This is a genomic window from Pseudomonas sp. SMN5 (assembly GCF_052041925.1).
Taxonomy (GTDB): Bacteria; Pseudomonadota; Gammaproteobacteria; order Pseudomonadales; family Pseudomonadaceae; genus Aquipseudomonas.
This window is the reverse complement of record NZ_JBKGGX010000003.1, coordinates 137,107-155,773: the sequence shown is the minus strand read 5'-3', so window position 1 is coordinate 155,773 and position 18,667 is coordinate 137,107. Positions and strand designations below refer to the sequence as shown.

The following is an 18,667-nucleotide window of genomic DNA, read 5'->3' as shown; positions in this document are numbered from 1 at the left end:
CCGCTGGTCTGCGCAGCAGACCCAATTCAGACACCGCGTCCTGCCATTCGGAATCGCGGTGCCGGTCTTGCGGCTGCTTCGCAGCCGAGCGGGAGCAAGCTCCCTCGCCACAGGGGTTAGCGGTGCTCTTGTGAACACCGCCCGGATCACACTTTCTTGTAAAGCTGACTACCTTCCTGCTTGAACCGCTCAGCCTGTTCCGCCATCCCTTGGGCGACGTCCACATCCACCGCTTCGATGCGCTGGTTGGCCGCGTACTCACGGACTTCCTGGGTGATTTTCATCGAGCAGAACTTCGGCCCGCACATCGAGCAGAAGTGCGCGACCTTGGCCGAGTCCTTCGGCAGCGTTTCGTCGTGGTACGCGCGGGCGGTGTCCGGGTCCAGGCCGAGGTTGAACTGGTCTTCCCAGCGAAACTCGAAGCGTGCCTTGCTCAAGGCGTTGTCGCGGATCTGCGCACCGGGGTGACCTTTTGCAAGGTCGGCCGCATGGGCGGCGATCTTGTAGGTGATGATCCCGGTCTTCACGTCATCCTTGTTCGGCAGGCCCAGGTGCTCCTTCGGAGTCACGTAGCAGAGCATGGCGCAGCCGAACCAGCCGATCATCGCCGCACCGATGCCGGAGGTGATGTGGTCGTAGCCCGGCGCGATGTCGGTGGTCAGCGGGCCGAGGGTATAGAACGGGGCCTCGTCGCAGCATTCGAGCTGCTTGTCCATGTTCTCCTTGATCAGCTGCATCGGCACGTGGCCCGGGCCTTCGATCATGCATTGCACGTCGTGCTTCCAGGCGATCTTGGTCAACTCACCGAGGGTTTCCAGCTCGCCGAACTGCGCTTCGTCGTTGGCATCGGCAATCGAGCCCGGACGCAGGCCATCGCCCAGCGAGAAGCTGACGTCGTAGGCCTTCATGATTTCGCAAATGTCTTCGAAATGCGTGTAGAGGAAGTTTTCCTTGTGGTGCGCCAGGCACCACTTGGCCATGATCGAGCCGCCACGGCTGACGATGCCGGTGACGCGCTTGGCGGTCATCGGTACATAGCGCAGCAGCACGCCGGCGTGAATGGTGAAGTAGTCGACGCCCTGCTCGGCCTGTTCGATCAGCGTGTCGCGGAACAGCTCCCAGGTCAGGTCCTCGGCCACGCCGCCGACTTTTTCCAGGGCCTGGTAGATCGGCACGGTGCCGATCGGCACCGGCGAGTTGCGGATGATCCACTCGCGGGTTTCGTGGATGTGCTTGCCGGTGGACAGGTCCATGACCGTGTCCGAGCCCCAGCGGATGCCCCAGGTCAGTTTCGCCACCTCTTCTTCGATGGACGAGCCCAGGGCGCTGTTGCCGATGTTGCCGTTGATCTTCACCAGGAAGTTGCGGCCGATGATCATCGGTTCCAGTTCGGTGTGGTTGATGTTGGCCGGGATGATCGCGCGACCACGGGCAATTTCGTCGCGGACGAATTCCGGGGTGATGACCTTCGGGATGCTGGCGCCGAAGCTGTGGCCGGCGTGTTGCTGGTCAAGCAGGCCGGCGGCGCGGGCCACTTCCAGCTTCATGTTTTCGCGGATGGCGACGTATTCCATCTCGGCGGTGATGATGCCCTTGCGTGCGTAGTGCATCTGGCTGACGTTGGCGCCGGGCTTGGCCCGACGCGGATTGTTCACGTGGGCAAAACGCAGCTGGGTGAGCTCGGGGTCGGCCAGACGCTGCTGGCCGAAGTTGGAGCTCAGCCCGGCCAGGCGCTCGGTGTCGCCACGGGCTTCGATCCACGGCGAGCGGACGTCGGCCAGGCCTTTGCGCACATCGATGATCACATTCGGGTCGGTGTAGGGGCCCGAGGTGTCATAGACCATTACCGGCGCGTTGATCTCGCCGCCGAAGTCGGTCGGGGTCACGTCGAGGCTGATCTCGCGCATGGGCACGCGGATATCCGGGCGGCTGCCCTGGACGTAGATTTTTTGCGAGCGGGTAAAAGGCTGAACCGATTGCTGATCGACCTGGGCCGAATCACTGAGGTTGATCGCGTTTTTTGATTTTGTCGTCATCACGGGTTCTCCAGACACACATCCAGGCAGTGGATTTTTGTCGGAGCGAACCTGTAACGAATGGACGCATCCCATCACGGTTGTGTGGATGCTGTGCTTGATGCAAGACGGTTCGATGATCGAACGACATCCCGGACGAAGCACAAGAGGACTCGCCGGGTGACGAGAAATCTTGTTCCCTACGCAGGCGCTAACCTGATCAGGTTCAACGGGATCCGAAATTATTCGATCTCAGCCTCATAGCAAGGCACCCCGACAAGAACCTGGCCAGTCTAGACACAACCACCAGAGAACGCCATCGCCGCAGCAAAAGGCGTGATGAATGGCGCATATACAGGATTGTTGCCGTGCCTGCGCGCAACTACACTCGCTACGCCGCGCCTCTTGTGCGCACTCATCGTGAAATAGGGATCGCCTCATGCTGCGCAAACTCTCACTGGCCCTCGCCGTGTCTTGTGCGTCCAATGGACTGGCCTGGGCGGCCGAAGCGCCCCTCACCACCAAGACCGATCTGGTAAGCGTGTATCAAGAGGCGGTGGACAACAACGCCGACCTCGCCGCCGCCCGTGCCCAGTACGGCGCCCGGAAGGAGGTGGTGCCCCAGGCTCGCGCCGGCTTGCTGCCCAATTTGTCCGGCGGCGCCGAAGTCGCCAACGTGCGCACTGATATCGACCAGCCGGCCGCCATTGCGACCCGCAGCGCCCGCTCGTACCAGGCGACGCTGTCCCAGCCGCTGTTTCGTGCCGATCGCTGGTTCCAGTTCCAGGCTGCCAAGTCGGTGAATGAACAGGCCTCGCTACAACTGTCGGCCACCGAGCAGAACATGATCCTGCAAAGCGCCGAAAGTTATTTCAACGTGCTGCGCAGCCAAGACAACCTGGCCTCGACCAAGGCTGAAGAAGCGGCATTCAAGCGCCAGCTCGACCAGTCCAACGAACGCTTCGACGTGGGCCTGTCGGACAAGACCGACGTGCTGCAATCCCAGGCCAGCTATGACACCGCCCGGGCCAACCGGATCCTCGCCCAACGCCAGGTCGAAGACGCTTTTGAAGCGCTGATCACCCTGACCAACCGCCAGTACAACTCGATCCAAGGCATCGTCCACACCCTGCCGATCCTGCCGCCGACCCCGAACGACGCCAAGGCCTGGGTCGACACCGCTGCCAGGCAGAACCTCAACCTGCTGGCCAGCAACTACGCGGTCGATGCCGCCGAAGACACCCTGCGCCAGCGCAAGGCCGGCCACGCGCCGACCCTGGACGCCGTGGCGAAGTATGAGAAAGGTGACAACGACGCCCTGGGGTTCAGTAATCCGAACACCATTGGCCGGCCTTATGGCGGCGACGTCGAGCAGCGCACCCTGGCCTTGCAATTGAATATCCCGATCTACAGCGGCGGGCTGACCAGCTCCCAGGTCCGCGAGTCCTACTCGCAACTGACCCAGACCGAACAGCAGCGCGAAGGCCTGCGCCGGCAGGTGGTGGAAAACACCCGCAACCTGCACCGTGCGGTGAACACCGATGTGGAGCAGGTCCAGGCCCGGCGCCAGTCAATCATTTCCAACCAGAGCGCAGTGGAGGCCACGGAGATCGGTTACCAGGTGGGCACGCGCAACATCGTCGATGTGCTGGATGCCCAGCGCCAGCTGTACACCTCGGTGCGCAACTACAACAATGCCCGCTACGACTACATCCTCGACAACCTGCGCCTCAAGCAGGCCGCCGGCACCCTGAGCCCGGCCGACTTGCAGGACCTGTCGCGCTACCTCAAGCCCGACTACAACCCGGACAAGGACTTCCTGCCGCCGGACCTGGCGCAGGCAGCGGCGGAGCAGTTGCGCTCGCGGCCGGCGCAGTAAATCCCTTGCCCTAAAGGCAAAGCGCAGTTGTGGCGAGGGAGCTTGCTCCCGCTTGGGTGCGAAGCGCCCACCAAGAGCGAGGACCGCTCCGCGGCCCAGCGGGAGCAAGCTCTCTCGCCACAAGCAAGCTCCCTCGCTACAACAGCGTTCTCGGCAGATGTGGGTACATTCAGCCGATCAACCGCCCCAAACCATCCAACAACCGCTGCAATGCCCCCTGGTTACGGCGCATCACCGCAAGCCCCGCCTCGGCCATGCGCTGGGCATCGCGGGGCAGTTCGAACAGGCGTTGTACGGCCAGAGCCAGGCTTTCGGCGTCTTCGACTTCCTGCAACGCTGCGGCGCTGCGCAATTGCGCGGCGATTTCAAGGAAGTTGAACAGGTGCGGGCCACTCAACACCGGCTTGGCCAGCGCCGCCGGCTCCAGCAGATTGTGCCCGCCATTGGGCACCAGGCTGCCACCGACGAACGCGCTGTCGGCCAGCGCATAGAGAAACAGCAACTCGCCCATGGTGTCGCCCAGCAGCACAGAGGTCTGCGTGCCGACCGGCTGGGCGCTGGAGCGCCGGACCGTGGCGAAGCCTCGGCTCTGGCACAGTTGATGGACCGAGTCGAACCGCTCCGGATGGCGCGGCACCAGGATCAACAACGCATCGGGGTAGCTGTCGAGCAACTGCCGGTGGGCGGCCAGCACCACTTCGTCCTCACCTTCGTGGGTGCTGGCGGCGATCCACACCGGGCGCTCGGTGGCTTGCCATTGGCGGCGCAAGGCACTGGCGCTTTCGAGCAGTTGCGGGTCGATGGTCAGATCGAACTTGATCGAGCCCGTGACCTCGACGGTTTCGGCCCGGGCGCCCAACTGACGAAAACGCTCGGCCTCGGCTTCGGTCTGGACAGCGAACAGGCTCATCTCGGCGAGCATTGGCCGGGTCAATTTGGGAAAGCGTGCGTAACCGCGGGCCGAACGCTCCGACAACCGAGCGTTCGCCAACGCCACCGGAATGCCGCGCCGGGCGCACTGGTGAATGTGGTTCGGCCACAACTCGGTTTCCATGATCACCGCGAGGGACGGTCGGACCCGGTCGAGAAAACGTTTGGCCGCGCAGGGCAAGTCGTAAGGCAGGTAGCAATGCTGGATACGTGGCTCGTTGGCGAATAACGCGAGGATCCGCTCGGAACCGGTGGGCGTCATGCAGGTCACGGTGATCGGCAGCTGTGGATAACGTTGCAGCAAGGCGCGGATCATCGGCGCGGCGGCAATGCTCTCACCCACCGATACCGCATGGACCCAGATGCCGCCCGGCACCATGGCCGGCAAGCCCCAGGAGAAACGCTCGCCGATACGCCGGGCATACGCCGGCGCCTTGCGCGAGCGCAACCACAGCCGAATCGCTACCAGTGGCAGCCCCAGATAAAACAACGCGCTATAGAGAGTTCTGTTCATGGCGGCGGAGTTTATCGGTTTTTCAACCGATCGCCTGCAACTGCACGGCAAAACGTTCCGCCAACCAGCGCGCCCCCGGGCCCAGGGGCTCGTCGCGCCGCCAGACCAGCTCCACCACCAGCGCCGGCGGGGTCCATTCGCTATTGAGCTCGACCATGTCGCCCAGGTACGCCGGGTATTGCACCACGTGGCGCGGCAGCCAGGCCCAGCCCAGGCCGCTCCTCAGCCATTCGGCCAGGACATAGAAACTGTCGGCGCGCCAGACCTGCGGGCTGGCCTGCTCGCTGCCCGGGTAGACGCTGGATTGGGTCGCCATCAGCAACTGCCGGTGCCGGGCCATTTCCAGGCAGGTCACGTAGTCCAAATGGGCCATGGGATGCCCGCGACCACACACGGTCACCATCTCTACGCTTCCTAGCACCCGACGCTCCAGCTCTCCGGGAATCTGCTCGTGGTAGAACAGCAGCCCCAAGGTCGGCGCGACGCTCCACCAGTTTGCGCGCCACATCCCCCTGGGCGGCGCTCGCCAATTGCACTTCGAGGGTGGGGAACTGCTCGGCCAAGGCCGCCAGGCTGTCGATCACCGGCTGGTACGGCATCGCCTCGTCCTGTGCCAGGCGCAGCCGCGCTTCCTGGCCGCGCATCAAGGCCTGGGCCCGACCATTGAGGCGTTCGCACTGGCGCAACACTTCCCGCGCCTGTTCCAGCAACGCCGCACCGGCCTCGGTAAGTTGCGGCTGACGCCCGCTGCTGCGCTCGAACAGGCTGACGCCCAGGTCGGTTTCCAGCAGGGCTATCGCGCTGCTGATCGCCGATTGCGCCTTGCGCTGGTCACGAGCAACCGCAGAAAACGAGCGCTTTTCAGCGACGCCGACAAACAACCGCAGTTGCTCCAGATTCCAGTGAACGTTCATAACGCACCCTATCTCGAATACAGATAGGTGATCACTTTACCGCATCTGTCCAAGCTCTAGAATCGCCCCATCGAAAGACGCAACCTGGAAAGAGGAACTGCCCATGAACGCTTACTACTACCTGGCCATCGCCATCTGCGCCGAAGTGATCGCCACCGTTTCGATGAAAGCGGTGAAGGGCCTGAGCACACCCCTGCCCCTGGTGCTGGTCATCGCGGGCTACGGCATTGCGTTCTGGATGCTGACTCTGGTGGTGCGTACTGTTCCGGTGGGTGTGGCGTATGCAGTCTGGGCCGGGATGGGCATCGTCATGGTCAGCGTGGCCGCGCTGTTCATCTACGGGCAGAAACTGGACATGCCGGCCATGCTGGGGATGGCGTTGATTGTGTTGGGGGTCGTGGTCATCCAGCTCTTCTCGAAGACCGCCGGGCATTGATCAGACACCCTGCGGTGAAGCAGCTTCTTGTGGCGAGGGAGCTTGCTCCCGCTTGGGTGCGAAGCGCCCACCAAGAGGACCGCTTCGCGGCCCAGCGGGAGCAAGCTCCCTCGCCACAAGCAAGCTCCCTCGCCTCAGGAATGCCCGCCCGGGATGTTGATTCTCAACAAATCCCAATGGCATCGAGTCTGTATACTGCGCCCTCGTCTTGAACACTGAGGTCGCTGCATGCCATCCGTTATTTCCACCGACGTTCTGATTGTCGGCGCCGGAGTCGCCGGCCTCTGGCTCAATGCACGCCTGCGTCGCCAGGGTTTTTCGACCGTGCTGGTGGAAAGCGCCAGCCTCGGCGGCGGGCAGAGCGTCAAATCCCAGGGCATCATCCACGGTGGCGCCAAATATGCCTTGCACGGCGCCCTGACCGGCGCCTCGGAAGCGATTGCCGACATGCCCCGGCGCTGGCGCGAAGCCTTGAAGGGCGACGGTGAGCTGGACCTGTCCGGCGTGCGCATGCTGTCCGATGCCCATTACCTCTGGTCCCCGGGCACCTTGGCGGGCAATCTCACCAGCTTCTTCGCCAGCAAGGCCGTGCGCGGGCGGGTCGATCAGGTCAAGGGCGAACAACTGCCACCGGCCCTGCAAGACAAACGCTTCAAGGGCAAGGTCTATCGCCTCGCCGAGCTGGTGGTGGACGTCCCCAGCCTGATCGCCCGCCTGGCGGAACTGGCCGGCGACAGCCTGCTGGCCGGGCAGCACATCGAACCGCTGCATGAAAACGGAGAACTGGTGGGCCTGAAGGTGGATGAGCGCGAGATCCGCGCCCAACGCATCGTCCTCAGTGCCGGCGGCGGCACCGCCGAGCTGCTCAAGGCCCTGGGCCTGGACCAGCCGGCCATGCAGCGTCGGCCACTGCACATGGTCCTGGTCAAGGGCCCGAGCCTCAAGCCGCTGTATGCCCACTGCCTGGGCGGCGGCCCCAAGCCGCGGGTCACCGTGACCACCCATCCGGCCGCCGATGGTCAGTGGGTCTGGTACCTGGGTGGCGACCTCGCCGAAGGCGACGCCGTGGCTCGCGAGCCGGCCGCGCAGATTGCCGCCGCGCAAAAAGAACTCAGCCAGTTGCTGCCGTGGATCGACCTCAGCACCGCGCGATGGGCCACCCTGCGGGTTGATCGCGCCGAGCCCTTGCAGTCGGGCCTGACCCGCCCGGACAACGCCTTCCTCGCCGAACAGGACCGCCTGCTGGTGGGCTGGCCGACCAAACTGGCCCTGGCCCCGGATTTCGCCGACCGGGTGATCAACGCGCTGCAACGCGATGGCATCCAACCACGCCACCCGGCGCCGTTGCCCGAGCTGCCGAAGCCGCCGATGGGCATGACGCCCTGGGAGCAACTGCTGCCATGAGCCAGCCGACCCTGCACGAATTCTATCGCCCCCTGGGCCTGAATGGCCCGCAGGTCTCTCCCCTCGGCCTGGGCACCGTCAAGCTCGGCCGCGACCAGGGCGTCAAATACCCCAACGGTTTTCGGATTCCCGATGACGACGAAGCGCGCATGCTGCTCAAGCTGGCACGCGACTTGGGCATCAACCTGATCGACACGGCACCGGCCTACGGCCTGAGCGAAGAACGCCTCGGCCCGTTGTTGCGCGGCCAACGCCAGGACTGGGTGATCGTCAGCAAGGTCGGCGAAGAGTTCAGCGACGGCCAGTCGCGCCATGACTTCAGCGCCGCCCATACCCGATTCTCGGTGGAACGCAGCCTCAAGCGCCTGGAAACCGACTGCATCGACCTGGTGCTGGTGCACTCCGACGGCAACGACCTGGCGATCCTCAACGACAGCGAGGTTTACCCGACCCTGGCGGCGCTCAAGCGCGAGGGCAAGATCGGCGGCTTCGGTTTTTCCGGCAAGACCGTCGACGGTGGCCTGAAAGCGCTTGAGCAAGGCGATTGCGCGATGGTCACCTACAATCTGAACGAACGAAACGAGAAGGCTGTCATTGACTACGCAGCCGGGCACGGCAAAGCGATCCTGGTGAAGAAAGCCCTCGCCAGCGGTCATGTCTGCCTGAGCCCGGGAGTAGACCCGGTGCGCGCCAGCTTCGAACTGTTGTTTGAACATCCCGGCGTCGCCAGTGCTATTGTCGGCACCATCAATCCGCTGCACCTCGCCCATAACGTCGCGACCGTAGCCAAGGTCCTGCGTGACAACTGACGCCGCCTGACGCGGCATGAAGAAGGAGTCGACATGCCGCGTACGCTCATCAGGAAGAACCCCAGCAACTTCAAGACCCTGCCCCTGCTCGTCGAAGCGACTCCCGAAGGGCTCACCTACCAAAGTGTCGGGATGCCGCTGAATTTTTCCCAGACCCTACAGCGTCGACGCCCGGTCACGGTGGCCGATGCCGAGCGCTTTTCCCTTGAGCTGGCGAACCTGGGCGTGTCGGTGCGCCTGACCCTGCATTGGCAGAACCGCGACTATTGGGTGCTGGTGCGCCAGCGGCGCCAGGATCGCGGCGACGTGGTGCTCAAGTTGATTTCCGGCTACGTCCCGGCCCATGAGCTGAACCTGCCGCTGCTCACCGCCATCAGTGAGATCGCCGAGGAATGCCTGCTGGAAACCCCCGAAGGCTGGCTCGGCGGACGATTCAACGACACCTGGCTGCCGGCACCCTACGCCGCCGCCCTGCACTATCGCGAAGCCCTGCCGTTTCGCCTCACGCCATTGTCGGGTTCGGCCCGCCCGGTGCGCACGGGCAACCTGCAGTTGATCGAGCGACCACGGGCCTACGTGCATCTACCGACGGCATCGCTGCAATTGATCTATGACTTGCGCCTGGACGTGCCCAAGGAAGCCAAGTCACTGAGCCTGTTTCATGTGGATGAGCGCCTGGAGGGCGATCAGTTGGTGGCGCGCCTGGATCGCAAGCGCCCGGACCTCTACCTGATGCCACTCAAGGACGGCAAGCCGACGGGCGAGTTGTATACCGTCAAGCGCGATCAGTTGATCCCGGCCAGCACCCGCGGCCTGCACCTAGCCGAAAGCTTCGCCAGCCAGGAAGGCTGGGTAGTTCGCGAAGAACGTATCCGTTGGAAGGACTGGATGGTACAGCAGGGCCTGGAGATGCCGCCGTCCCGCCGCCAGGGCCTGACCCGGCTGCGCAAAAAAGCCCTGGGCCTGATGCGCATGGTCCGTGGGACGCTGCAAAAATAGGCTCAGGCAGACCGGCGCTTATCGAGGTAGGTGCGCCAGCGGGCGAACAGGTGGAAGTAGCGGTTCTCGCGCTTGCCCATGCCGCGCTTGGGCGAGAACGACTCCTCGGCAAACTCGCCATTGATTCGCACCCGCGAGGCGGTGGTCGGCAGGGTACAGACCCTGACACGCGCCTGCTGCAAGGCGTATTTGAGCAACCGCTCGGAGTGCAGCTTCCTGCCGGTGGCCTGGCAGAAGTCGAAAATGCGTTCGATCCGCCGGCCATAAGCCTGGTAGGCATCACGCCCGCAGATCGCGAACCGGTCATTCAAGCCGCCCCACCATTGCCAGTCCGGAATGTAGGCATTCATCCGGCGGGCATCGGGGTGCGCGAACACATACGTCGGCAGTGCGGTGTGGTAGCAGTTGTCGGGGCGGACGAACACGACGAAGTCCGGATCGAACGGCTCCATCATCGCCGTGACGGTGTACAGGGAGTTGAGCTGGTAGATCAGATTTCGCAGCGACGCGTGCCCGTCCGCCCAGGTATCGCCCAGCGCCTTGACCCGCTCGAAATCCCAGCGCTCTAGAATCCCCTCGGTGGAATCGAGCTGGCCGGTCATGGTGCTGAACGGCGCATAGTTGTCGGCTTTCAGCTCGCCTTGCTCGCCGGAACGCGGATTGTTGATCCCGTCGATCTTGTACAGGTGATAGAAGCACCGTACGTCGCTGCCTGCGGGAATCTGCGCCAGAACGTTTTCCTGGATGGAAGGAAAGCAGATTTCCGAGTTTCTCGGGATACCGAAGAATGCCACCGCAACTTTCAACACGCGTGCTGCCCCTGTAGAAAAAAAAAGACCTGCGACGCTCCGCCAGTCGATGCGCCCGCGGCCACTTGGCTCAGCGCCGACGAAACCAGCGCTGCCACCAACGGCTGGGTTGTAATGGCACCACCGTCACGTCGGCCTCCAGCAACCATTGCCGCTCATAATCCCAGGCGTGTCCGCCCCATAGCTTTCCCGCTTCGTTGGAGAAACCCAGGGTCATCAGCCGATAGGAATAGCCCGCGTGGCCGCGCAACCAGTCGAAGACCACCAGCGCGTTGAAGCCCGTCGAAGGGCCGACATAGCGCTTGCCGCCAGGCCGGTCGACCGGGTAATTCCACAACGCAGGCAGCGGAATGCGTTCGCGATACAGGGTGACGCCCGGCAGCGGTGACATGGGCGCCGTGCATCCCACCAGCATCGTGAAGCAGCGCGCCTCAGGCTGTTCGAACAGTCGCTGCACCTCGGGCTTGTACGGCAGGCCGAAGAAATATCCATCCGGTGCGTTGAAGCCGTGCACGAATACGTTGACGCTCTGCCCGTTGAGCAGCGCCGACTTCACGCAGGTGTTGAACGTCACCACCACATCATCCCGACCGATATCCAGCGCCTGGAAATCCGCCGCCGTAATGGCCGGATTGTTCGCCACCAGCAACACCCGCGAAGCCTTGCCCAGGCAATCCTTCAAGGCCTGCGGGATGGCGTCCACTACCGATTGATCGCCGCCAGGCAGCCGATCCAGGGCCATTTCGCCTGATTGCGCCACTCGCTCGTCCATGTCGTCTACCCCGGCACCTGCATGCCATAGCGAAGCTTGACCCACCAGCGGATGAGCGCCGAGGGCGGCTGCCAGGGGCGCATCTGGCGCTGGATTTCAGCGGCCAGGTCCCGCCCGACACGAGCGAACGAATACCGGCTCTCGGCGAAGGCCTGGCCATTGCTGGCGATCCGCGCCGCCAGTTCCGGCTCACGTTGCAGCAGCTCCAGCTTCTGCACCGCTTCGTCCTCGTCGTGGTAGAAAACCACGTTTTCCATGTCCTCGAAACCCAGCAACTTGTCCTCTTCGCCCTGGCTCCAGGCCAGCAGCACACATCCGCAGGCCATGGCCTCGAAATTCTTGATCATGAACTCGCCCATGCCGAGGTCGGCGCTGACGAAGATCTTGATGCGATTGAGGGTTTCCAGGTATTCGCGCCCCGACTCGGTGCGCGTCACCAGCATGCCGGTACGCCGCGCCAAGGACTCGAGCAGTGCTTTGCGCAAGGCGTATTCGGTACTCTTGAGGCTTCCCAGGAAGCCGACGGGGATGTCCCGAACAGCGCCGGTGTTATGCAGCATCTGCTCGTCATATCCTTTGGAAACGAACACCGCATCGATGCCCTCGGCCTGCATCCGGCGAGCGACCACCGCCCCCGATACCAATGCCCGAGAACTGGGCAAGCGACGATACAAGCGCGAGTAGACGCCTATGTACTTACTTTCGCGCATGTAGTTCTGATACGCGTCATGCTCCAGGAAAATCAGGCCCGGGATGCACTTCAATACGTTCAGTTGCCGAACCAGGCGCTTGACCCGCGAGAAAATCACCACGCGATCGAAGTCCTGGTAATTGACCGATGCCAGGAACGGGCCGAGGTTCATTTGTTGCTGTTTACTCAAGCGGTAGATGACACAGTCATCGCAATTATCCCGCGCCACCTCGTAGAGGCGGTCAAGGATTACACGCTGTTCATCCATCACCAGGAGCATGACTTTCATAAACTAGTCGACCACGAAACGAATAGGGTAGAAGCGATGGACGGATCCGTCGTCCTGCGCGGGAGGCGCTTGTCTCGCACCTGCGAAGTGAAGCCTGATTTAACTCAACGACTGCGAATCTTCTCGACAATGGCAGTGGTCGAGCTGTTTTCCACCAGGCCCAGCACTTTCACCGTGCCACCGTAGGCCGTGACAATATCCGCCCCCACGACTTGATCGATCCCGTAGTCGCCGCCCTTGACCAGTACATCGGGCCTGACCTGGCGCAGCAGGTTTTCCGGCGTGCCTTCGCTGAAGCTGATCACCCAATCCACCGCGCCAAGGCCGGCCAGGACGGCCATGCGCCGGTCCACGCTGTTGATCGGACGGCCCGGGCCCTTGAGACGGCTCACCGAGGCGTCGTCGTTGACCGCGACGATCAAACGATCGCCCTGGGCTCGGGCCTGTTCCAGATAGGTCACATGGCCGGCATGCAGGATGTCGAAGCAGCCATTGGTAAACACGATTTTCTCGTTGTGGGCACGGGCGTCGTCAACCGCCAGCAACAGTTGCTCCAGGCCCAGCACGCCGCGCTCGGAACCTTCCTCGCGCTGGATGGCGCGACGCAGTTCGGGGGCGCTGATGGCCGCCGTACCCAGCTTGCCGACCACGATGCCCGCCGCCAGATTTGCCAGGGCGACCGCGTGGGGCAGTTCCTCGCCGGCAGCGATGGCGGCGGCCAGGGTCGAAATCACGGTGTCGCCGGCGCCGGTCACGTCGAACACTTCGCGGGCACGGGCCGGCAGGTGCAAGGCAGGATGATCGGGACGCAGCAACGTCATGCCGTGCTCGCCACGGGTGACCAGCAGTGCACCCAGGTCGAGCTCTTGCATCAGTTGCGCGCCCTTGCTCACCAGCTCGTGCTCATCGGCGCAACCGCCGACGATGGTTTCGAATTCACTGAGGTTCGGGGTGATCAGGCTGGCGCCACGGTAGATGGAAAAATCCTTGCCCTTGGGGTCCGCCAGGACCGGAATATTGCGGGCACGGGCCGCCTGGATCAACGCCTGGTGGTTCTTCAAGGCGCCTTTGCCGTAATCCGACAATACCAGCACCTTGATGCCTTCAAGCAGGTTGTCGACATCCGCACCGAGGGCCAGGGGATCGGTGGCGAAAGGCTCTTCGAAGTCGATCCGCAACAGTTGCTGGTGACGGCTCATGACCCGCAGCTTGACGATGGTCGGCTGGTGCGCGATGCGCTGGAAGATTGCCCTCACGCCCGCGCCCTTGAGACTGTTGGACAAGCTGTCGGCGGCCTCGTCGTCACCGGTCACGCCTACCAGGGACGCCGGGGCGCCGAGAGCGGCGATGTTCAGGGCAACGTTGGCGGCACCGCCGGGACGATCCTCGATGTGCTCGACCTTGACCACCGGAACCGGGGCCTCAGGGGAAATCCGTGAGGTACCGCCATGCCAATAGCGGTCGAGCATGACATCGCCGACCACCAGAACAGGGGCTTGATCGAATCGCGGCATGGACAACTTCATGGAGCATCCCACATACAAAATGAACAGGGGCGCGATATTAGCACAGGGTTGGACGAAGGCTTATCCGTGGCTGCAATGCGATAGCGGTATGCGTGCTCGATCAGCTCTGCAGCAATGCCAACAGCCGCTCGCAGGCCTGGGCCAGCTCCACCTCGGCGGTATTGATTGCGCAGTCCGGTTCGAGCGGCGCTTCGTAAGGGCTGTCGAGCCCGGTGAAGTGCTTGATCCGCCCGGCGCGGGCTTCGCGGTACAGCCCCTTGGGGTCGCGCTCTGCACAGACCTCGAACGGTGTGCTCACGTAGACTTCCAGGAAGCCGCCTTGAGGGAATAACTGCCGGGCCGCGTCCCGATCTGCGCGAAACGGCGAGATCGCAGCGACAATCACGATCAGCCCCGCATCGACCATCAGGCGCGCCACCTCGGCGATGCGCCGGATATTTTCCTTGCGCGACTCGGCGTCCATGCCCAGCCCCCGGCACAGCCCCTGGCGCAAGTTGTCACCGTCCAGCAACGAGGTGTGCAAGCCCTGCCGGTTGAGCTGCACTTCCAGGGCATTGGCCAAGGTCGACTTTCCCGCGCCCGAAAGCCCGGTCAGCCAGATGCAGCGAGGGCGCTGGGCTTTGATGGCGGCCCGGTCCCGAGGCGTGACAACTGGCGCATGCAGGCTTATCTGCGCCGGTTGCTTGAATACCTTTGAGGTGTCATCCACAGCCGAGCATCTCCTTGTCGCACGAGGACACCCGCCGGATCGTTCGGCGGCCCCACCCCTAGCATAGTTTCCCCTACCAACACCGCTGCGCGCTGCCGGGCTCGGTTCAAACGAAAGCCAACTGCCGAGGGCCAGCTGCGCTTCAGGCCATGTCTTGCGCCGGAGCGTCCAGTCCCATGGCGTTCAGGCGTGCATAGTAGCCGTTCTGCGCCAGCAGTTCGCCGTGAGTGCCGCGCTCGACGATGCGGCCCTGATCCATCACCAGGATCAGATCGGCCTTCTCGATGGTCGACAACCGGTGGGCAATCACCAGGGTGGTGCGGCCTTTCATGACCTGATCCAGCGCGGCTTGGATGTGCCGCTCGGACTCGGTATCCAGGGCCGATGTGGCCTCATCGAGAATCAACAACGGGGCGTTTTTCAACAGGGCCCTGGCGATGGCGAGGCGTTGACGCTGCCCACCGGACAACAGCACGCCGTTTTCACCGACCTGGGTGTCCAGGCCCTGGGGCAATTGCCTGATGAAGTCCATGGCATAGGCGTCCTGGGCCGCCTTCTCGATATCGGCACGCGGCGCTCCCGCCAGGTCGCCGTAGGCGATGTTGTTGGCGACCGTGTCACTGAACAGTGTCACGTGCTGAGTCACCTGGGCGATATGACGACGCAGGTTCAACAGTTTGTACTGCTCGATTTCAACGCCATCGAGCAGGATTTCGCCGTCATGGTGGTGATAGAAACGCGGGATCAGGTTCGCCAGGGTGGACTTGCCGCTGCCCGAGCGTCCCACAAGCGCAACCATCTGGCCGGGCTCGACCGAGAAACTGATATCGTCAAGCACCTGCCGGTCAGTATCCGGGTAGGTGAAGCTCAGATGGCGCACGTCCAGGCGCCCGCTGACGGCCTGACGCTCGACGGTGCCGGTGTCGGTCTCCGGTGTGACATCCAGTTGCTCGAAAATACTTTCCGCACCCGCCACACCTTTCTGAATGGTGGAACTGACTTCGGACAACTGACGGATGGGCTTGGGCAGCAGACCGGCCAGGGTGATGTAGGCCACCAGATCGCCCGCCGAAGCATCCCCGCGCAGAAACAGCACCAGGAACATCAACGTGGCCATGGCGCTGTAGATCACCAATTGCAATAAAGGCGTGTAGATCGCCCCGGTACGCGTCATGCGCAATTGTTTATCGGTATTGCTGTGGCTGGCCTCGAGAAAGCGCTTCTGCTCATACACCTCGCCGCCGAAGCTGCGCACCACGCGATAGCTCTGGATGGTCTCGGAGGCCACATGCGTCACATCCCCCATCGCGACCTGGATTTTCTTGCTCTGCTTGCGAAATTTCTTGCTGGCGGTGCGGACCATGACTGCGATCAATGGCAGGATCGCCACCATCACCAGGGTCAGGCGCCAATTCATGACCAGCAGCGAGGCGAACAGGAAGATGACCGTCATGCCCTCGCGGATCACGACCTTGATCGCGTCCGTTGCAGCGCCCGTTACCATCGTCACGTTGAAGGTAATCCGGGAAATCAGGTGACCGGAGTTGTGCTTGTCGAAATAACGGTTGGGCAAGGTCAGCAGGTTGTTGAACAACTGCACCCGCAGATCGTGCACCAGTCCCAGCGAAACCTTGGCCAGGAAATAATTGCCCAGGTACGAGCCCAACCCCTGCCAGGCAGCGATCAGGATGATCAGCAGCGGTACGGCCTGCAATAATTGCAGGTCGCGCAGGTAAGGCACCGACGGGAACAGCACCGCGTTCGGGTTGGAGAGGCCATCGACGAAGTACTTGAGAATGTAGCCGAGCATCGGCTGGGTAGAAGCGAAAATCAGGAAACCGACGATGCTCAGCCCGAACAAGCCGATGTAGGGCTTCACGTAGCCGAGCAGGCGGAAATAGATTTTCAAGCTCGAAGGGCTTGCAGCAAGACGGGAGTCGGCCATATCACGCGAATGTCGATAAAAAGGTCGCTGACTTTAACACAGCTTCTTCGGTGTTCTGGCAAACCGGTAAGGCTGTTATTGTTATGCCGCTGCCAAAATACGCCATAGCCATCACCGTGAATGGTCCACTCGATTCCAGAAATGAATTCCTGAGCATGCTATCCAAGCGCTACACCACGCCCCATAGGGTTTTCGATTTCATCTGCCTGTGGATTCTTCCGCTTGGCTTCCTGCTACTTCTGTGCGCCTTGTTCTTCCTGCCGGGGCGCAGCCAGCACCATAAATTATTCTATGGCCTGTTCAGCATTCCGACCCTGATAGCCCTGTGCATCAGGCCGGGTACGCTGAAGGAACTGGTCCGCGAACCGATTTTCGTCGCGCTTTTGGTGTTCGCGGGCTGGGCGTTGATCAGTCTGACGTGGACCCCCGAGATCGAGGGCATCGCACGCCCATTCAAGACCGCATTGCATACCACACTGTTGTTCGCCGGGTGTTACTTGCTGGTGCGCTACCGTGGCGACCTGCTTCACCCCGTGTTGTTCGGTGCCGCAACCGTAGCCCTGATCGCCACGCTGTATAACTTGTACCTGTTTGCCCGCACGTATGAACCAGGCATGCGCCTGATCGGCACCGGCGCCCTGGACAACCCGCTGCTCGCCTCCCACCTCTACGGGTTCTTTTGCGCCTACTGGATCAGCCTGGGCATGCTCTGGAAGAACCGCCACATTCTCTGGCTATCCGTGCCTGCCACCCTGGTCATGTTCACAGCGATCGTCGCTACCGGCTCCAGGACACCGCTGGTCGCATTGGTGGCCGCCATCCTCTGGGTCGGTATCCTTTGCTGGAATCGTCGCTCGCTTGTCCTGTACGGGCTGATGGTCATGGGCGCAATCATCGTAAGCGTTTTGTTCAGCGAGACAATCTTCGCCCGCGGAGACTCATACCGCTTCGAAATCTGGCAGATCGTGCTGCAGAAAATCGCCCAGCATCCATGGATCGGTCATGGCTACGGGGCGGACCTGCAGGTTGATCCAGGCGTGGGCTATATGCTGTCCGAACCCCACAACTTTGCCCTTGGCGTCTTGTATTACGTCGGCATCGTAGGGTTGGTGCCTTGGCTCTTCATGCAGGCCTGGGCCTTGTCGAGCGGTTGGCGTTACCGGGTCCATCCCTTGCTGGTCGTGGCCTCGACCTGGTTGATATACGGCATGAGCGCAGCGCTCACGGAAGGCGGAGGCATCCTGTCCCGGCCAAAGGAGCATTGGTTCCTGTTGTGGATTCCACTGGCCCTGATCGCTGCCTTGAGCATCAATTACCGCGCCAGGCGCCTGCTGAATATCCCTGTGGAGCAACTGACGCCGCAAGCCCTGGAAACCCTCTCGGCGGGCGCTCAAGTGATCGAATCCGACGGGCTCGGCCCAAAGGTCCTGCGCCTGTCCGGGGGCGACTTCCTCAAACTGTTCCGGGCGCGCCGCTGGTACACCTCGGGCGGCTTCAATCCTTATTCCGAGCGCTTTGCCGTCAATAGCCTGCTGCTGCGAAACCTGGGCATCCAGAGCCCGACGATACTCGCCCTGTACCATTTGAAAGATGGCAGCAGCGCCGTGCACTACGTTCCTTTGCCAGGAATGACCCTGCGCCAGGCGCTGCAAGGCGCATCCGCGCCCGCGCAACGCCATGCTCTTGTACGGGGCTTCGGCAGATTCCTGGCGCAATTGCATGAGCGCGGCGTGTACTTCCGTTCCCTGCACATGGGCAATGTCCTGGTGCTGGATAACGGTGAGTTCGGCCTGATCGATATCGCGGACATGTACGTTTATCCGTCTTCGCTCAGGCTCGCGCTTCGCCAGCGCAACCTGCGCCACATGCGTCGCTACAAGGAAGACTACGGATGGCTGTTTGAGCAGCACCTGGACGCGCTGCTCGATGGCTACGCCACGATTGCCTCGAAACCCGCAGTCGATGACCTGCAAAAGCGCATCCTGTCGGGAAGCAGCCCAGCCCAGGCATGATGACGCGCCTACCG

At 62.6% G+C, this 18,667-nt stretch carries 14 protein-coding genes, 1 pseudogene and 1 riboswitch; of the genes and pseudogenes, 6 read left to right on the top strand and 9 right to left on the bottom strand.

The window, feature by feature from the left end:
• Positions 1 to 146: 146 nt before the first annotated feature.
• On the bottom strand, positions 147 to 2,036 hold the full coding sequence (gene thiC / locus ACLEJR_RS04060; protein ID WP_440812295.1) for a phosphomethylpyrimidine synthase ThiC: 1,890 nt from the start codon (positions 2,034 to 2,036) through the stop codon (positions 147 to 149).
• 159 nt (positions 2,037 to 2,195) lie between these two features.
• Positions 2,196 to 2,301, bottom strand: a riboswitch (TPP riboswitch).
• Between the two features lie 153 nt (positions 2,302 to 2,454).
• Between thiC and ACLEJR_RS04055 the strand changes: the two genes are divergently transcribed.
• Positions 2,455 to 3,894: a TolC family outer membrane protein gene (locus ACLEJR_RS04055; RefSeq protein WP_440797063.1), complete on the top strand. Its 1,440-nt coding sequence runs from the start codon at positions 2,455 to 2,457 to the stop codon at positions 3,892 to 3,894.
• Between the two features lie 169 nt (positions 3,895 to 4,063).
• On the opposite strand, the gene waaA is transcribed toward ACLEJR_RS04055, so the two are convergent.
• On the bottom strand, positions 4,064 to 5,338 hold the full coding sequence (gene waaA / locus ACLEJR_RS04050; RefSeq protein ID WP_440812294.1) for a lipid IV(A) 3-deoxy-D-manno-octulosonic acid transferase: 1,275 nt from the start codon (positions 5,336 to 5,338) through the stop codon (positions 4,064 to 4,066).
• A 22-nt stretch (positions 5,339 to 5,360) separates the two neighbouring features.
• Positions 5,361 to 6,252, bottom strand: a pseudogene (locus tag ACLEJR_RS04045) (LysR family transcriptional regulator).
• Between the two features lie 103 nt (positions 6,253 to 6,355).
• Here ACLEJR_RS04045 and ACLEJR_RS04040 point away from each other — a divergent pair.
• From ACLEJR_RS04040 to ACLEJR_RS04025, 4 genes are all read left to right on the top strand, one after another.
• Entirely contained in the window at positions 6,356 to 6,688 is a 333-nt protein-coding gene (locus ACLEJR_RS04040) for a DMT family transporter (RefSeq protein WP_440812291.1), read from the top strand.
• Positions 6,689 to 6,916: 228 nt separating this feature from the next.
• The gene (locus ACLEJR_RS04035) at positions 6,917 to 8,092 is read left to right on the top strand and encodes an NAD(P)/FAD-dependent oxidoreductase (RefSeq protein ID WP_440812289.1); all 1,176 of its coding nucleotides are present in this window, start codon (positions 6,917 to 6,919) and stop codon (positions 8,090 to 8,092) included.
• On the top strand, positions 8,089 to 8,901 hold the full coding sequence (locus ACLEJR_RS04030; RefSeq protein WP_440812287.1) for an aldo/keto reductase: 813 nt from the start codon (positions 8,089 to 8,091) through the stop codon (positions 8,899 to 8,901). Before ACLEJR_RS04035 ends, ACLEJR_RS04030 begins: the two co-directional genes overlap by 4 nt.
• Before the next feature lie 33 nt (positions 8,902 to 8,934).
• Complete coding sequence (locus ACLEJR_RS04025) at positions 8,935 to 9,900, top strand: metal ABC transporter ATPase (RefSeq protein ID WP_440812284.1); 966 nt, start codon at positions 8,935 to 8,937, stop codon at positions 9,898 to 9,900.
• A 2-nt stretch (positions 9,901 to 9,902) separates the two neighbouring features.
• Here the strand turns inward: ACLEJR_RS04025 and ACLEJR_RS04020 are convergent, their stop codons facing one another.
• The 6 genes from ACLEJR_RS04020 to msbA form a co-directional block, all read right to left on the bottom strand.
• Positions 9,903 to 10,709 (bottom strand): hypothetical protein, encoded by an 807-nt coding sequence (locus ACLEJR_RS04020; protein ID WP_440812281.1) that lies wholly within the window; start codon positions 10,707 to 10,709, stop codon positions 9,903 to 9,905.
• A gap of 70 nt (positions 10,710 to 10,779) precedes the next feature.
• Positions 10,780 to 11,481, bottom strand: coding sequence for a hypothetical protein (locus ACLEJR_RS04015; protein ID WP_440797048.1), 702 nt, complete (start codon positions 11,479 to 11,481; stop codon positions 10,780 to 10,782).
• A gap of 5 nt (positions 11,482 to 11,486) precedes the next feature.
• Entirely contained in the window at positions 11,487 to 12,461 is a 975-nt protein-coding gene (locus ACLEJR_RS04010; RefSeq protein ID WP_440797046.1) for a glycosyltransferase family protein, read from the bottom strand.
• A 104-nt stretch (positions 12,462 to 12,565) separates the two neighbouring features.
• Complete coding sequence (gene hldE, locus ACLEJR_RS04005; protein WP_440797044.1) at positions 12,566 to 13,987, bottom strand: bifunctional D-glycero-beta-D-manno-heptose-7-phosphate kinase/D-glycero-beta-D-manno-heptose 1-phosphate adenylyltransferase HldE; 1,422 nt, start codon at positions 13,985 to 13,987, stop codon at positions 12,566 to 12,568.
• Positions 13,988 to 14,087: 100 nt separating this feature from the next.
• Positions 14,088 to 14,657 (bottom strand): adenylyl-sulfate kinase, encoded by a 570-nt coding sequence (gene cysC, locus ACLEJR_RS04000; protein ID WP_440812510.1) that lies wholly within the window; start codon positions 14,655 to 14,657, stop codon positions 14,088 to 14,090.
• Between the two features lie 181 nt (positions 14,658 to 14,838).
• Positions 14,839 to 16,641, bottom strand: a complete 1,803-nt coding sequence (msbA, locus tag ACLEJR_RS03995) for a lipid A export permease/ATP-binding protein MsbA (RefSeq protein ID WP_440797042.1) — start codon at positions 16,639 to 16,641, stop codon at positions 14,839 to 14,841.
• 155 nt (positions 16,642 to 16,796) lie between these two features.
• On the opposite strand from msbA, the gene ACLEJR_RS03990 reads away from it, so the two are divergent.
• Positions 16,797 to 18,653 carry an O-antigen ligase family protein gene (locus tag ACLEJR_RS03990; protein WP_440812508.1) on the top strand — a complete coding sequence of 619 codons (1,857 nt, stop codon included), beginning with the start codon at positions 16,797 to 16,799 and terminating at the stop codon, positions 18,651 to 18,653.
• The last annotated feature ends 14 nt before the right edge of the window (positions 18,654 to 18,667 follow it).